Here is a 15274-nt window from a genome sequence, read left to right on the forward strand (position 1 = left end):
CTCGTCGGGGTACTTCCGTGGTGCAACCATGCTCCAGATCCTTCCGGGTCTTCGATGTCTCCATCAAACCCGGGGCTTGACACAGCCGTGGCAGGACCGGGACCAGGGTGCGGGTGCGCGCCTGCATGCGCGCCTTCAGGAGGCGGTCCGCCTTGGTCTGGCCGCGCAGGTCGGCCTCAGTGATCGGGCTGGGAGCGGCCCATTCGGCCCAGCGGGCTGGGTCTTCCAGGGCCCACTGCTGCAGGTCGAGGTAGAGGGCCCGGACCACGAGGAAGATGAGGTGGGTGCCCTTGCGCGGGCTGCCGTCGGGCAGGATCCGCAGGCGTTTCTTCCATCCTTGGATGGCCTGGTCGGACAGTCGTAGGGAGTTGATCCCGGGGTGGTGGCGCTCCAGGTCGCACCAGAACAGGTCGGCCAGGAGCTGGACCTGGCTGCTCAGGGTGCTGTAGTCCAGGACCGTCGAGCGTTCCACGAGGTAATGCACAAGCAGGTCGCGGACACCGGTGTCCGCGATCGGGTAACGGTCGACGAGCTCAGGAACCGTGAGCTGCCCCCGGGCGATGGCCTGCCGCAGCGTCGGGGGCTGACCGACGAGCCCGCCGATCGCCTGCAGCGCCTCGTAGGCCAGAGGCAGCCCGACGCTAGGGCGCCCCGAGGCGGCCCGAGCCGCCCGGTAGGTGTTGAAGTCGGAAGTATCGATGTCGCGCGGCGACTTGCCCGTGACGATCGCGATGTGCGTCAGCACGGTCAGCGCGTAGGCGCCGTAGCTGCCCGTGTCCGCGCGGGCGGTGTGCGGCTCGATCGCGGCGAAGACAGCGGAGTGGTTATGTTGGCGGAACTGGGCGTAGACCCCGAGCAGGCGGCTGGCGAAGAACCACGCGTAGGTGGGCCGGATCGCGCGCAGCACGATCAGCATCCTGATACCTGAGGTCAGTGAATTCCGATGCTTTGGTTGGACGTCCGGAAGCCACCGGTGACCGACCTGGTCGGAACCGCTGTGCAGCCACCGCTCCTGCCAGTTCTCACCGGCGAAGGTCTCCAGCCAGTCCAGGGCGCGACTCAGGGCCAGGGCGTGAACCGCACGCTGACGGGTGGAGGGTTGGCGATCCAGCAAGTCCTCGGCCAGGCGAACCAGCTCTTCCCGTGTTGCCCGCTCATGGCCGGGCAGTGCCGGGGCGTAGGCGGGAACGGCCGGGGCGGTGAGCACACCGGGCTCTCGGCGGCTGACCGGTGTCACGCGGGTCGTTTGTCCGTGCCGTCCGACCATCAGTGCTCTCCGAACACGTCGGAGAGATCCTGCTCGTCATAGGTCCAGCCGGCGAGCGGGCGCGGTTCGGGTCGCGGGCGGGTGTAGTGCTCGTGAACCCTGGCGATCACCTCGTCGACGCGAGGTCGTAGGTAGATGCCTGTGGTCGTGATCTGCCGGTGGCGCAAGACCTGCTGGACGTCGACGAGGGTGACCTGCGGGTCGGCTATCAGCCGGAGTCCGAGGGTGTGGCGTAGGTCGTGCAGTGTGACGTTCGCGCCGATCGACTCGTTGATGCGCCGGAGCAGCGCGCGCACCGCGGTGTAAGACAGCGGCCTGAGCGGGTTGCGTCGGGTCCACCACAGTGGCTCGTCCGGCTCGGGCCGGTGCCCCTCAGCTGCGAGCTCGCCGAGGTAGAGGGCGAGCCACGTGAATGCCTCCGGTGCGGCCGGGCACGCCTGCTTGATCCCGCCCAGGCCCTTGGTCGCCACGTAGATACGCCCCTCGCCCGGGTGCGCGTCCCCGACCGTCATGCCCAGCAGCTCCGAGGCCCGGGCACCGCTGGACAAGTACATGCTGAACAGGGCCCTGTCCCTGTTACAGCGGAGCCGGGAGAACAGATCGTCCAGGACGTCGTCGGGCACCGCGCGCGGCGGCAGGTCGGGCTGCTTCTGGCGGTAGCTGCCTCGCTTGTGCAACGCGAACGGCTCCATCGGATTGTGATGGGAGTAGACCCGCCCACCGCGACGCGACTGCGGCGGCACGGCGAGACGATCGGCCCCTTGCCGGTCCGGACGTGGAAGGCGTAGAACGCCGCAACGACCGACAACGCATGGTTGATCGTGGCCGGTGCGTATCCGGCCGACAGCGACGGCTTCCCGGTCCGCGCGTTGACCGCGCCCGGCGCCGGCGCGCCGGGCCGGGACCGCGTCCTAGCAGGGTTGACGCTCGTGCGCAGCCACAGCACGAAGTCACGGACCTCGTCACGCTGCGCGCGGCTCCATGGAACCTCTACCGCGGCCAGGAACCGAAACCAGCCCAGCAGGGCATAGCCGTATGAGCGACACGACGACGCCCCGTTCCCGCACGCCAGGAGCTCGCGCAAGAACTCACTGACCGGCTCGATCGCCACGCCTGCGTCGTCGAGCACGACCCACGGTAAGTCCGCCGCGCGGGTCGGCCGGACCGCGCCGCTGCGCGCGACGACGAGCCCTGCGACAGAACGACTGCTGCCTTCACCATCTACGTCCAGTGCCATCGATGCCGCTCCTCGAGGTCGGGCCAGAGGGCATCAGCGTCGGTGCCGCCATCGCGCGCTGCTCGGACGACACGCCAGTAGTGCGGTCAACCAACCAGGCCGGGAACCTGCGACAGGCCCACGTCGAGCCCGGGATGCGGGTGCTGGAGATCGGCTCCGGAGGCCCGAACGCGGCGATGCTCGCGCACCTGGTCGGCCCGGACGGTGAGGTGGTCACCGTGGATATCGACGTGTCGGTCACTGCTCGCACCACGGCGGGACTCGAACGCCTGGGTCTCACCGACCGGGTCGAGGTCATCACGGCCGACGCCAGCCAGCATCTTGGCCGTGGGGTCTTCGACCGGATCATGGTCACCGTCTCGCCATGGACCATCCCCAAGGTCTGGCTGGAGCAACTGGCGCCCGACGGCGTCCTGGTCGTGCCGCTACAGATCGCCCCGGGCCTGCAACGCATCATCGGCTTCCGCTATCAGGACGGACACCTGATCTCGGAGTCGACAGTGCCCGGCGGCTTCGTTCCCCTGCAGGGCGCTGACCGGTACGAGCCGCCGTCAGTCGAACTGACCGGACCCTCCGGAAACCTGGTCACCTTCCGGTTTGCCGACCAGATCCCTGACGACTTCGCAGTCACCGATGATGTCCTGGCTGCTGCTCACGCGGAGGCGTGGTCCGGCGTGATCTATGCCAGCCGCACGATTTGGCTGGACCTGCTGACCTGGGTCCTCATCCAGCCGGGTGGGTGCTCCATGGAAGCGAAAGACCCGACCGACCGCGGCACGGAGAAGTCGTTCTACCCCGCCATCACCGAGCAGGATTCCTTCGCCGCACTCGCGTGGCGCCCGCTGGGCGACGGAAACGACCTAGAGATCGGTGCCGTCGGCAAAGGACCAACTGCAGGCACTCTCACCGCACGCCTGGCCGAGGCCATCCAGACCTACGGCAGCGACCACCGCCAATTCGACCCGATCTTCGAGTGGTGGCCCGAAGACGCGGCGCCAGATCCCGCATCCAGCGCGAAGGCTCTCCCACGTCCCCACGGGACCCTGACGATCCGCTGGCCCGCTGTGCTCCGCGCGTAGGCAAGAGTGCCGATACCGGGTCGTGGGCAGTAGTGACCTCTTGGCCGGGCGAATCCTGTCTCTCATGCACGCCGACCTCGCCGTCACCCAGCACCACGACGGCGCCGACGACATCTGACCCGCGTCATCACCGACATCGGTGACGGGTACACCGTCACCGTCCACACGATCAACTGAGAGGGCCCGCCATGCAGCCCGCGAAGGACATGCGTATCCGCACTGTGGTCACGGACGGGAAGGGGGCCAGGTCTCTGCGTCTGGAGGGGGAGCCTGAGGGCGTCATACCGCTGACCGAGGCGGACGTGCGCCTGTTGGAACTCGCGTTCCACACGCACTGCCCGGGGTGTGAGGAGCATTGATGCCCATCCTGGGGTGTGGCGTCCGCGTCGACACGGATCGATGGGCAGGCGTGGGGTAGGGGTCGGCGATCGTGCACGTCATGATCCCAGCCGGGCGCGTTCACGCCCTCACGGTGGTGAGCTCGGCCCAGTGGGTCGTGGCCCGCGGGGTGAGCATCGCGCGCTTCATCTGCCAGGACGGACCCGGACGGAAGCCGCCGTAGCCGAGCCCCAGGGAGTCCTTGCCGGTCTTCTTCTGCACCCGGTCGATGAGAGTGGCGATCCCGGCGTCCTCGTGTCGTGAGCGGAAGAGCTCGAAGGGGCGCTGTGCCCCGGCGGGGGTGAGGTCGGTCAGGAGTAGTCCGGCACGTGCGTACCGGGCACCCTCCACGATCTGGGGCAGGAGCCGGTGAGCGGCCCGGGTCAGTTCGACGGGGTCAGCGGTCGGGAACGGGAGACGCACCGCGACCGAGGGGTGGTGCTTGTCCTGGGCCCAGTGGCTGGTGCCGGCGAACGCGGTCAGGGTGTGGGCGACCTGGGCGTGCTTGACCAGGCGGGTCGCGGCCTGCTGGGCGTAGATGCTCAGCGCCTGCCGCATGGTCACGGCGGAGGTGACCTTCTCGGAAAAGGAGCGAGACACGATGATCTGCTGCTTCTTCCCGGTGTGGTCTTCCTCGGGCCCGATGCACGCGACCCCGCGCAGTTCGAGCGCGGTGCGCATGACGACGACGTTGAACAGTGCGCGGATGTGCGCCGGGTCGACGGTGGCCAGGTCCCAGACAGTCAGGACGCCGTGCCCGCCCAGGCGTCGCTCCAGGCGTGAGGCGATGCCCCAGACCTCGGAGACCGGCAGCGCCCGCATCAGCCTCTCGCGCCAGCCGGTGTCGATGGCTGGCCACACGCATACCCCGTCGAAGTCGCTGATCTTCTTCGCGGCCCGGTTGGCGAGCTTCGCCAGGGTGCGGGTCTCAGCGATCCCGACGCAGACCGGCACGCCGAGCAGGCGGCGCATCGTGTTCTTGATGTCGTGCCCGAGCCGGGTCATCGCCTCGGGGTCGGCTGCGGTGCGCCGGTCGACGGTGAGGAACGCTTCGTCGATCGAGTAGACGTCCAGGTCGTGGGTGAAGCGCTCTAGGACTTCCATCACGCGGCGGGACATGTCGCCGTAGAGCTCGTAGTTGCTCGACACGGCCACGACGCCGGACTGGGCGGCGGTCGGGCGTAGCTCGAACCAGGGCTTGCCCAGGTCGAGGCCGAGCGCCTTCGCCTCACGGGAGGCTGCGACGACCATGCCGTCGTTGTTGGACAGCACGACCAGCGGCACGCTCTGCAGGGCGGGGTTGAAGACGCGCTCGAAGCTGGCGTAGGCGGAGTTGACGTCGACGTGCGCGATCACCGGTGGCCCCGCAGGTGGTGGATGCAGTATGTGACCACGCCCCAGATCTGCAGGTCGGACAGCTCGGGCACGGTGATGTCGGGGTGGTTCGCGTTGTCGGCCTGCAGCACGACGCCGTGCGGGCCGAGCTGGAGGCGTTTGACGGTGAGCTCGCCGTCCAGGATGGCGACGACGACGTCGTCGTGACGGGGTGTCTTGGACCGGTCGACGAGGAGCTCGTCGCCGTCGCTGATGCCGGCCTCGGTCATCGAGTCGCCCGCGGCGCGCACGATGAACGTTGCCGCGTGGTCGTGCACGAGCATCTCGGTCAGGTCGATCGCGCCGTCGTAGTAATCCTGCGCGGGGGAGGGGAACCCGGCGGCGACGGAGACGGGAGCGATCCGCAGCGCGTTGGTGCTGGTGGGGCTGAGCGTGGCGGTGCTGGCGGGGCGTGGTGACAGGGCGAGCATTACGCCTCCCAGACCGCACGATGGTAGTACATGCGTTCGAGTGTATGTCCGGAATGCCGCCGGGTAGCAATGATGCAGGTCAGCGGCCGACGCGCGGAGTCATGGCTGCGGGGTGACTGTTGACCTATGGCGGCAACCTTGCCTAACGGGCTCACTGGCCCGGTCCCGGTGGCCCTGGCTCGCACTGTCGAGCAGATTCCGCGCGTGGGCGCGCTGCCCGGCGGGTGCAGGTTCGAGCCCAAATGGGACGGCTTTCTTCACTGAACTTGTCAAGCGTTCGCTCAGGTCCTTGCTGGTCCCGTCGTGTAGGAAGTCCCTGTCCGAGAGGTATGAGCGGTTCGACGGGACGGGCTCCGGGGCGCCGGTGAATGAGCCGGGCGCCGACGGCGTGTTCGAGGGTGGTCAGCTGGGCGTGCAGATTTCCTCTATAGCCAGGTGGGATACCGACGCAAGAGCTTGCGTGTCACGCGCTCTGTGCCCGCCCGAAACCGCCGCGGTCGTCCAGATGATGCCGTCGCCCGACAGGCATCGCCCATGCCAGATGTGGTGATGAGTGAAACCGACGGCGAGGTGTCCGACCTGCGCGCCGCCCTACCCGCTTCCGTGAGCGAGCGATTGTCCGACGACCAGCTGCGGTCAGGACTCGACACGGCACGCGAACGGCTCAGGCCCGACGCGGAAAAGACCGAGGTGCAGGGCGCGGCCTGGCTGCTCGCTCACGACCCAGACCAGCGCTGCGAGCAGATCAACCTCATGCTGGAGGTCGCGGCGCTGCGGCAGCGGGACCTTCGACCGGCTGTCGGTTCAGGCTGGCTCGCGGCCGAGGATGGTGGCGCGCCGGTAGTACTCGTAGAGGCCGTCGAAGACGGGTTTGGTGATGGTCAGGGTGTGCTTGTCGTCGCCGATCATGGACAGGCCGCGCAGGATGGCGTCGAGGCCGGGTGCCTCGGGGGCGTCGTACCGTTCGTCGTCGAGGTCGGCTTCGTGGACGATTTCGGCGATGCGCTGCAGGGCGGGGTCGTCGGTGAGTTGGTGGCGTTGCAGGATGGTTTCGAAGCTGCAGTCGTCGCCGTGGTGGCCCAGGTCGACCCCGCGCATGTCGAAGCCGGTGGCGTCGTCGGGGACCTGGTCGGGGTCCGTGACGAAGACGAAGTGAGCGTTGGGGTCGATGAAACGGCGGATCAGCCAGGCGCAGGCGGCGCGGTCGATGTGGATGTTGGCGCGGGTGGCCCACTTCATGCTGGTTCGCTCTCCTCGTTGTCGGGATGTTCGGGGTGTAGGGAGTTCACGGCGGTCTCGGCGGTGCGCCGACCGGGTGGGGGAAAGTAGTCGCGTCGGTGGATGCGGCGCAGCTCGGAGCGGAGCTTGCGGAGGACCCGCCGCTTTGTCGCTTCGTCGGCGGCGCGGGCCTGTTCGGCCTGGGCGAGTACGGCGGCGTATTCGGCGGCGCGGGCATGGGCCATGGTCTGGGCGAGGGCCCGTTCCTGGGCGGTGCTGGCGGGCTGGGCGAGCCAGATGGTCGCGGCTCCGCCTGCCTCGATGACCTCGTCGGCGATCCATTCCAGATGCTCGCGGGTGCGGGCGTCGGCGGGCAGTGCGACCAGTCCGTCGCTCAGTTGGGCGACGCCGAGACGTTTGAGCTTGCGCCAGATGCCGATCCGCGGGGTAGAGGGCTCGCGGGGCATCCGGTAGGAGAGCAGCACCCACGGCCCGCCCTCTCCGGTGGTGGTCACGGGCGGGTGTTGCGGGGGCCGAGGCCGGCCACGCGGGCGATCCAGTACAGCCCGGCCAGTGCGATGAGCACGAAGACCACGTCGTCGAGCGGGTCCGCGATCGGCTCCAGCACACGGTCGAGAACGTTGACGTCGGTGACGAACGCGCCCCAGGCGAACGCGCCGATCAGCAGCAGTACGAAGGCCGCCCAGTCCAGGGCGTTACGTGGTCGCACGGCAGTCTCTCCCCTCCTGTTAGCGGTGACGTGGTCATTCGGCCGGGGTGACGTCGGTCGCTTCGACGGCCCGCTTCAGGGATCGGGCCAGCTGCACGGCGTCGTCCTCGGCCCAGAAGTGCAGGTAGAACAGGCGGGGGCGCTCGCCCAGGCCGTGGTTGTGCAGGGCGACGACGTCGATGCCGCCCCGGCGAAGCGCCTGGATCACGGGCTGGACCTCGTCGGCGGTCATGGCGAAGTCGCCGTTGATGGCGGCGTCGCCGTCGCCGGTGGGCTGGAACCCGATCGCGGTGGTGACGCCCATGGCCGGCGGGAGCACCTTGTGATGGTCGGTGATCGTCTCGGCGCGGGCGAAGGAGAACTTGTAGATCCCGCCAGCGTTGGTGCCCTCGGTGCCCATCACCTCATCGAGGGCGTCGGTGTCCAGATCCGGCTCCTCATCGGACGGAGGTGCCGGTGGCGGGGTGTCGGTGGCGTCCAGCGCCGCACGGATACCGCGGGCGATCTTGACCGGGTTCTTGCCGGTGGCGTGGATGTGGGTCCACCACACGTCCGGAGTGTGTTCCGGCAGGTGCTTGTGCAGCGCGGTCTGCGCGATCCCCGCCTCCTGTAGGGCGTCGGTGACAGCGGGGAGCTCGGCCTCGGTGACCACCAGGTCGCCCATCGCCATCGTGGTGCCGTCCGGGTACTTGGCGAACGCCGCCCACGATCCCAGCGACAGGCCTGCCTCGACCCGGATCCCCTCGGAGGTGACCGTCAGGTCGCTGCGGGCGAAACCGGTCCGATAGACGGTGCCGCCCTGCAGCTCGCCTGCTCGTCCCAAGGCGTCGGCCACACCGCGCCAGTCCTGCTTACTGGTCTTCACCGGGTGCATGCCGCCGCCCCCGGCGGAAGCATGGGCGGCGTTCGTGCCGTCGTTCGTTCCGGCCGAGGTCTGGCCCGTTGTGCACGCGCCGGTCACCAGAACGGCCGCCGCGGCAACCGCCAGCAGGCGCAGCCTCCTCTTCGCGCTCATCACAGTGAGGTCCCTTCCCCGGCTTGGCTCGATGCGTGCAACCATGGTTACATCAGCAGCACAGGGACGCAACGTCGGCGGCCGCCTCACCCGGGTGGTCCGCACTTTGCGTTGCTGATGTGTCCATCCGCCCCTCATGAATGGAGAACACGCCGGTGACCGCCACCGACGACTCCGGATCGTCGCGATCCGGACCAGTGGACGCCCAGGAGTCACCGCGGGACCTCGTCCCGTTCCGGCACGCGGTCCGCACCTGGTTCGTCATCTCGCTGCAGACCTTCGGCGGCCCGGCCGGGCAGATCGCGGTCATGCAGCGCACCCTGGTCGACGAGAAGCGCTGGATCAGCCAGCAACGGTTCCTGCACGCACTCAGCTACTGCATGCTGCTGCCCGGGCCCGAGGCGCAGCAGCTCGCGGTCTACGTGGGCTGGCTGCTCAACGGCCGCCGGGGCGGTCTGGTCGCGGGGACGCTGTTCGTGCTGCCCGGGGTGGTTGCCCTGCTGGCGTTGTCGGCGATCTACGTCGCCTTCGGCGACACGACCGCCGTCGCGGCGGTGTTCGCCGGGCTCGGACCCGCCGTTGTCGTGATTGTCGCCCAGGCAGTGGTGCGGGTCGGCAAACGGGCGCTGCACCATCCGGTGCTGATCGGCTTGGCGTGCGCGGCGTTCGTCGCGTTGGCGCTGTTCGGGGTGCCATTCCCGATCGTGGTCGCGGCCGCCGCCGGCATCGGCTGGCTGCTGAGCCGGCTCGTCCCGCACGCGATCCAGCGGCCGAAGGAGGCCGCGGACGAGGGTCCGGCACCGCTGATCTCCGACGACGCGCTGCATCACGCACCTCCTTCCAGGGGCCGCAACGTCCGCGTACTTGGCGTGGGGCTGCTCCTCTGGGCGGTGCCGGTCGTGGCGGTCGCGGTGCTCACTGGGGTGCACAGCACGTTCACCACCCAAGGCCTGTTCTTCTCCGGCACCGCGCTGGTCACCTTCGGCGGCGCCTACGCGGTCCTCGCGTTCGTCGCGCAACGCGCCGTCGAGGTCTACGGCTGGCTCTCGGCGGGGGACATGGTGCGCGGGCTGGCGCTGGCCGAGTCCACCCCGGGGCCGCTGATCATGGTGGTTCAGTTCGTCGCGTTCCTCGGCGCCTACCACAACCCGGGCGGGCTGGACCCCTGGTTCGCCGGGGTCATCGCCTCTCTGCTGGTCACGTGGGTGACCTTCGTGCCGTGCTTCCTGTTCATCTTCCTCGGGGCGCCTTACGTGGAACGGCTCCGCCACAACACGGCACTGACCGCCGCCCTCACCGGCATCACCGCGGCCGTGGTCGGCGTGATCGCCAATCTCGCCGTGTTCTTCGCCACGCACACCCTGTTCACAGCCACCACCAGCATCGAGGCCGGACCGCTGCACGTCGTCCTGCCGGTCCTGGACAGCCTCCAGCCCGTAGCCCTGGGGATCACCGCCATCGCGGCTGTGCTGGTCTTCGGCTTCAAGTGGCCGATGCTGCGGGTGCTCGCCGCCTGCGCTGTCCTCGGCGCCGCGGCCGCCGTCGTCGGGCTGCCCGTGGGGTGACCCGCCCAGCCCCGAGAGAAGCGGAAGGGGCGGTGCAGACGCCCTCGCCACGAGAACCGACCCGGAAAGGGGGCGGCGGAGTGCAACGCGGGACGGTGTTCGCTCTGCGCGGCGTGACCCTGCGGCACGGACACACCACGCTGCTGGCGGACGTGTGCGCGCAGATCCCGCGGGCCGCGTGTACCGCGATCGTGGGCCCCAGCGGGGCAGGGAAGTCGCGGCTGCTGCGGCTGCTGGTCCGGCTCGATGACCCCGACGCCGGGCGGATCACATTCCACGACACCCCGCTGGAGGAGTACGACGTGCTGGAGCTGCGCCGCCGTGTGCAGCTGGTCGCCCAACACCCCGTCCTGCTGACCGACTCGGTGGCCGAGGAGATCCGTCTCGGCCACCCGGCACTGCCCCCGACAGAGGTGGGCGCGCTGCTGGACCGCGTCGGCCTGCCCACCCGGTTTCACGCGCGCACCACGTCGGGGCTCTCCGGCGGGGAAGCCCAACGGGTGTGCCTGGCCCGCTCCCTCGCGTTGGACCCACAGGTGCTGCTCCTCGACGAGCCCACCGCCGCCCTGGACGCGGCCAGCGCATGCGCGATCGAGCACACCCTGCGTGACCTCGTCGCACGCGGCACCACGGTGGTGCTGGTCAGCCACAACACCGACCAGGTCCGCCGCCTGGCCGACCAGGTGATCGTCCTGGAACACGGCCACGTCCTCGCCACCGGCACACCCAAGGACGTCGACTACCCGGAGACCCAGTGAGCACCGCGACGGTGACCTGGCTCCAGGTCGCGCCCTCGGTACTGCTGGTCGCCGTAGCCATCGCAGTGGCCGCCCGCCAGCGCTTCGGCCTCACCCGGGACCTGATCGTCGCCGCCGTCCGGGCCGCCGGGCAACTGGCCGCCGTCGGCGTCATCCTCCTGGCACTGTTTCAGCATGCCGGCTTGCTCGGCGCCGCGGGCTGGGTAGGACTGATGGTGCTGGCCGCCGGGCAGGTGGCCGGGCGCCGAGGCCGGGGCGTGCCCCACGCCCGACTGCTGGCCACCCTCGCCGTTGCCGTGGGCTCGCTGGTGTCGCTGGCAAGCCTGCTGGTGTTGCGCATCCTCCCCGCCCAGCCCGAGGTCGTCGTGCCGATCGGCGGCATGATCGTGGCGACCGCGATGCAGGCGACCGGCCTGACCATGCTGCGACTGGTCGAGAGTGTGCGTGAAGCTCGCCCGCGGATCGAGGCACGCCTGGCCCTGGCCCTGCCCGTCGAGGATGCCTTCGCCCCGCACCGCCGTTCGGCCGCACGCACCGCGCTGCTGCCCGCGATCGACTCGACCAAGGTCGTCGGCCTGATCAGCCTTCCCGGCGCGATGACCGGCCTGATCCTCGCCGGCATCGACCCACTGACCGCCATCCGCTACCAACTCGTAGTCATGTACATGCTGCTGGCCGCCGCCACCGTAGCCGCGGCCGTGGCCACACGACTGGCCCAGCGCCGACTGTTCGATACCACGGCACACCGTCTCCACCGCGGACCCGACTGACCGATGAGGATGGCCGGGAGTGGGAGAAGTATGGGTCGAGGGTTCATCTCAGTGCCCGACGGACCCGAGAGTCTCACCGTCGCGACGCTGGCCGGCCAGACCCTCGTGTTTACCCATGCCGGCGACGACCTCGTGGCTATCGACGCGGCCGACCACACGCTATAGCGGTGGCCCGCCGGATGCGACGGCACCCACGGGTTCCCCCGAGTCGACGCACGCGACCGCCTGGTACTCGCCAGCTGCGCCAACGATGGTCGCGTGGTTCTCATGGGCGTCGACACCGGCGAACAACTCGCCCACTACGAGGTCGGGGCGGTGAGTCCCTGCCCGCCTGGTCGGACCGCACCGGTTACTTCTACGTCCGCTCAGACCCCAGAACCACGGTGGCCACCCTCGGCCCAAGCGAGACTAGGCCTCACGGTGGTCGCGAAGGTCGAGGTGCCCGCCGTCGGGCACTGCCTGGGCGCCGACGACCAGGGACACTACTGGACCTGCGATGCGGCCGAGGGAAGGCTGCTCAGGTTCGGCGACCCGCCCTTACAGCACACCACCCGGTGTGGCGATGCCGGCGATATCGAGCCTTGTCTCCATGGCGGTGTCTCCCCCACGTGTTTGCCGTCCCTCAGCGAGTGTCGTCCTGGCCGTTGATCAGGAGCAGCATCGCATGTCCGCGTGCTGTGTCCGGTGATCGCGGCGGAAGTTGCCGGTTCGCCTCGACGCGCCGCTGCCGCAGGTGTTTGAGCGAGTCTTCCAGCGCAGCGACTTCGCCGAGCCAAACCCGGTCCTTGGCCTCTGCGAGCCGCTCCGTGGCGTTGGCGGTCATCTCCTCGATGCGGGGCAGCTGGGCGGGGTCGACGCGCAGGAACCGGCACTTCACGCAGGCGTGCTCGTGAACACAGGGCGTGCCGTATGGGCGGTGGCACTCGCCGAGGGCGACCTTGCGCAGCAAGAAGTGCTCCTCGAACTCGGCCCACTCCTCGCCGGTCGCCGCCCGGAGCTCGCCGCCTGGGCGAGTGGTCCGGCGGCGTTCGATGAAATGCTGATGGGCAGCGACGACTTCCTCCGGGAAGACCGCGGTGTAGCCGCGGGTGGTGTCGAGGTTGAGGTGGCCGAGCAGGGTGGCTGCGATGTGCAGAGGGAGGCCGCTGGAGACCATCTCGGTGGTGAACAGCCGCCGGAAGTCGTGCGGCGTGAAATAGGTCGGCTGCCCGGCGTCCTGGAGCCCGGCAGAGGCGGCGACGGCGATGATGAGCCGCCGCGCCACCGAGGGCGACAGCACTTCGCTGCGGGTGCCGATCCGGCGGACGAACAGATGCGGAAACGGCTCACCGTGCACCTTCTCGTGCGGGTCGTAGCGCACCGACAACGGGATCCGGTCACCCCCTCCTTTCGCGCGGCGCTGGACCGCGACGAGCACCGTGACCAGCTCCGGCGTCATCGGTATCAGCCGCTCGGCGTCGTTCTTGCTCGGCACGATGTGCAGCAGCGGTACCAGCGTCCCGGTCGACGCGGCGGTGTAATGGCGCAGCGACAGTTGGGTGAGCTCGAGGAGCTCTTCGACCCGGATCCCGGTCAGGCGCAGCGTCTCGATGACCGCCCATGCCCAGAACCCATCGGCCTCGGCTGCGGTGATGTCGGCCAGGCCGTGCCGGTTGACTCCGAGCAGGGGCATGTCCGACGCTGCAGCAATGATCCGGGCGCGCAGCAGACTCGGACGGTCCCGCTCATAGCGGCGCGGCGGCGGCTGATGGAGCTCGAACTGCGAACCGTCAACGATGAACCTCTGCCCGTGGCCGGCCTGCTGTGCCGCCGCGAGCAGCCGGGCCGACCAGTCCCGGCGCCGCACTGCCTCCGCGACCAGCGCAGGCAACAACGGCGTCAGTGCCCTGGTGCGGCTCTGCATCCGCGACTGCTGACGCCGTTTCGCCTTCGAGGCGCTCTTCGACTCGAACCGCGATACCGGAGCCGGCGCGACCCATGGCCCCCACCGGCCCGGCTCGTCGTGCGACCACTCCGCCAGGTCGCGATACATCCCGCGGACAGCGAAGAGTGTTGAGTGGATCTCTCGCCGCGGTCGTCCGTCGATGGTCACCGACAGCCGTTCGCGCCACTCGGCCGCGACCTGCGGCGTGAGCCGCAGATCGGCCTGGGCGGGATTGATCTGCAGCACCTCCCACCAAAACAGCCGCACCAACCGGTAGGCCCACCCTTCCAGCGTGCCGTAGTCCATCGACGGCTTCAGCTCGCTCAGGTAGTCGACCAGCAGGTCACGCACACCGCTGGCCGGGACGCCGTAGCGATCGACCAGGGTCTGCACGGAGTGCTGGCGGGAGTTGCCCTTGGCTGACCAGGCGGCCCTCAGCGTGAGCGGTTCGCCCGCGAACGGGCCGAGCGCGACCAGCAGCTCCCAGGCCAGGTGCTCGCGCCGGTTCCGGCCCGACGTGTGCACGACGTCGGCGTAGAACAGCAGATCCTCGCCCTGCAGCTCGTCCAGTCTTTTGCCGGTCCGGATCAGCACCCTCGACAGGCAGGCTTCCGCGTCGTATTGATGACGCAGCAGCGCCGAGCGGTAAGCCGGCAACGCCCGCAGCCTCCGCAGCTGCTCGGCGTCGTTGACGCCGAGCATGCGCTGCGGCAGGTAGGCACCGGCGCCGGTGGCCAGCTGCCAGCCATACGACGGGCGCAGCACCCGGGCCACCATCAACGCGTTCACCCCCTGAGCCACGGTGGGCTGCGGCGTCCGGGGCGTCACCGCCGAACGCCACGATCTCGGCGCGAGGTCGGCGCCGCTGGCCAGCCAACGCTGCTCCCACGTCTCACCGTCGAACTCATGCAGCCAGCCCAGGATCCGCCGGACACCGGTCGAGGTCGGCTTGCGGCTCGGGAACGTCCCGAGCACCGTGGCCAGGGTCGCCTCGATCGTGTCGTCCAAGCCGAGCCGCTGGATCTGCGCCCCTGCCGCGTCAACTGGCAGGACTGGCGGTTCGAGACCGAGGTCGTAGGCGTGATGCGGCAGCAGCCGGCCGTGCGCCCCGAACAACACGTCCGGCGCGACCACGGCCGGCGGCGACAGCGGCCTCGAACTCGGGCCAGATGCTGCCCGGGTGCGCGCCGCCTGGACTTGCGTCGCTGCGCGAGGATCGAGCACAGGCTCGGCTCCGCCGACAAGTGGTCCGGTCATGCCTGCAGCCCCAGGAGCTCGCGTACCGCACCCTCGTCGTAGGCGGGCTCGATCACCGGCCCCGCCGGCCGCGGCCGGGCATGATGCTCGAGCACTTTCGCGACCAGATCCTCCAGCCGCGGCTGGCTGTAGATCTGCGTGGTCGAGACGCTGGCATGGCGAAGGATCGTCTGCACGTCGAACAGCGTGGGGGCTTCACCCCGTTTGGTGGACACGCTGATACTGGATCGTGGATCCAGAGGAAGCGAGTTTGATCCGCATGGCTATGAAG

13 protein-coding genes and 1 pseudogene are annotated in these 15274 nt (G+C 69.4%); 4 read left to right on the plus strand and 10 right to left on the minus strand.

Annotated features, from left to right (window positions below; all coding sequences use genetic code 11):
* Positions 1 to 1237 (minus strand): annotated as a pseudogene (locus tag ACYVK7_RS18150) (hypothetical protein); the annotation flags it as partial.
* Positions 1238 to 1266: 29 nt separating this feature from the next.
* Positions 1267 to 1959, minus strand: coding sequence for a tyrosine-type recombinase/integrase (locus tag ACYVK7_RS18155; protein ID WP_460889113.1), 693 nt, complete (start codon positions 1957 to 1959; stop codon positions 1267 to 1269).
* 547 nt (positions 1960 to 2506) lie between these two features.
* Here ACYVK7_RS18155 and ACYVK7_RS18160 point away from each other — a divergent pair.
* Complete coding sequence (locus ACYVK7_RS18160; RefSeq protein ID WP_460889114.1) at positions 2507 to 3583, plus strand: class I SAM-dependent methyltransferase; 1077 nt, start codon at positions 2507 to 2509, stop codon at positions 3581 to 3583.
* Positions 3584 to 4042: 459 nt separating this feature from the next.
* Here the strand turns inward: ACYVK7_RS18160 and ACYVK7_RS18165 are convergent, their stop codons facing one another.
* From ACYVK7_RS18165 to ACYVK7_RS18190, 6 genes are all read right to left on the minus strand, one after another.
* Positions 4043 to 5317: a Y-family DNA polymerase gene (locus ACYVK7_RS18165; RefSeq protein WP_460889115.1), complete on the minus strand. Its 1275-nt coding sequence runs from the start codon at positions 5315 to 5317 to the stop codon at positions 4043 to 4045.
* Positions 5314 to 5766, minus strand: a complete 453-nt coding sequence (locus tag ACYVK7_RS18170) for a LexA family protein (protein WP_460889116.1) — start codon at positions 5764 to 5766, stop codon at positions 5314 to 5316. Before ACYVK7_RS18170 ends, ACYVK7_RS18165 begins: the two co-directional genes overlap by 4 nt.
* Positions 5767 to 6570: 804 nt before the next feature.
* A complete protein-coding gene (locus ACYVK7_RS18175; RefSeq protein WP_460889117.1) occupies positions 6571 to 7005 on the minus strand; it encodes a chromate resistance protein ChrB domain-containing protein in 435 nt (144 codons plus the stop codon).
* On the minus strand, positions 7002 to 7499 hold the full coding sequence (locus ACYVK7_RS18180; RefSeq protein WP_460889118.1) for a Chromate resistance protein ChrB: 498 nt from the start codon (positions 7497 to 7499) through the stop codon (positions 7002 to 7004). Before ACYVK7_RS18180 ends, ACYVK7_RS18175 begins: the two co-directional genes overlap by 4 nt.
* Entirely contained in the window at positions 7496 to 7714 is a 219-nt protein-coding gene (locus ACYVK7_RS18185; protein WP_460889119.1) for a DUF378 domain-containing protein, read from the minus strand. The genes ACYVK7_RS18180 and ACYVK7_RS18185 overlap by 4 nt, the downstream gene beginning before the upstream one ends.
* A gap of 34 nt (positions 7715 to 7748) precedes the next feature.
* Positions 7749 to 8834: a DUF1259 domain-containing protein gene (locus ACYVK7_RS18190; protein ID WP_460889120.1), complete on the minus strand. Its 1086-nt coding sequence runs from the start codon at positions 8832 to 8834 to the stop codon at positions 7749 to 7751.
* Positions 8835 to 8884: 50 nt separating this feature from the next.
* On the opposite strand from ACYVK7_RS18190, the gene chrA reads away from it, so the two are divergent.
* From chrA to ACYVK7_RS18205, 3 genes are all read left to right on the plus strand, one after another.
* Positions 8885 to 10294, plus strand: a complete 1410-nt coding sequence (chrA, locus tag ACYVK7_RS18195) for a chromate efflux transporter (protein ID WP_460889121.1) — start codon at positions 8885 to 8887, stop codon at positions 10292 to 10294.
* Between the two features lie 95 nt (positions 10295 to 10389).
* Complete coding sequence (locus ACYVK7_RS18200) at positions 10390 to 11052, plus strand: ABC transporter ATP-binding protein (protein ID WP_460889122.1); 663 nt, start codon at positions 10390 to 10392, stop codon at positions 11050 to 11052.
* Positions 11049 to 11822: an ABC transporter permease gene (locus ACYVK7_RS18205; RefSeq protein WP_460889123.1), complete on the plus strand. Its 774-nt coding sequence runs from the start codon at positions 11049 to 11051 to the stop codon at positions 11820 to 11822. The genes ACYVK7_RS18200 and ACYVK7_RS18205 overlap by 4 nt, the downstream gene beginning before the upstream one ends.
* 622 nt (positions 11823 to 12444) lie before the next feature.
* Here ACYVK7_RS18205 and ACYVK7_RS18210 read toward each other — a convergent pair.
* Positions 12445 to 15003 (minus strand): tyrosine-type recombinase/integrase, encoded by a 2559-nt coding sequence (locus tag ACYVK7_RS18210; protein ID WP_460889124.1) that lies wholly within the window; start codon positions 15001 to 15003, stop codon positions 12445 to 12447.
* The gene (locus ACYVK7_RS18215) at positions 15000 to 15218 is read right to left on the minus strand and encodes a hypothetical protein (RefSeq protein WP_460889125.1); all 219 of its coding nucleotides are present in this window, start codon (positions 15216 to 15218) and stop codon (positions 15000 to 15002) included. Before ACYVK7_RS18215 ends, ACYVK7_RS18210 begins: the two co-directional genes overlap by 4 nt.
* Between the last annotated feature and the right edge of the window lie 56 nt (positions 15219 to 15274).

The sequence above is a fragment of the Promicromonospora xylanilytica genome, from assembly GCF_054782895.1.

What these genes read in the sequence shown, in the direction of transcription:
- ACYVK7_RS18155 (WP_460889113.1), bottom strand. Translation starts at nt 1,959, where the DNA reads ATGGAGCCGTTCGCGTTGCACAAGCGAGGCAGCTACCGCCAGAAGCAG.
- ACYVK7_RS18210 (WP_460889124.1), bottom strand. Translation starts at nt 15,003, where the DNA reads ATGACCGGACCACTTGTCGGCGGAGCCGAGCCTGTGCTCGATCCTCGC.
- ACYVK7_RS18175 (WP_460889117.1), bottom strand. Translation starts at nt 7,005, where the DNA reads ATGAAGTGGGCCACCCGCGCCAACATCCACATCGACCGCGCCGCCTGC.
- ACYVK7_RS18170 (WP_460889116.1), bottom strand. Translation starts at nt 5,766, where the DNA reads ATGCTCGCCCTGTCACCACGCCCCGCCAGCACCGCCACGCTCAGCCCC.
- ACYVK7_RS18160 (WP_460889114.1), top strand. Translation starts at nt 2,507, where the DNA reads ATGCCGCTCCTCGAGGTCGGGCCAGAGGGCATCAGCGTCGGTGCCGCC.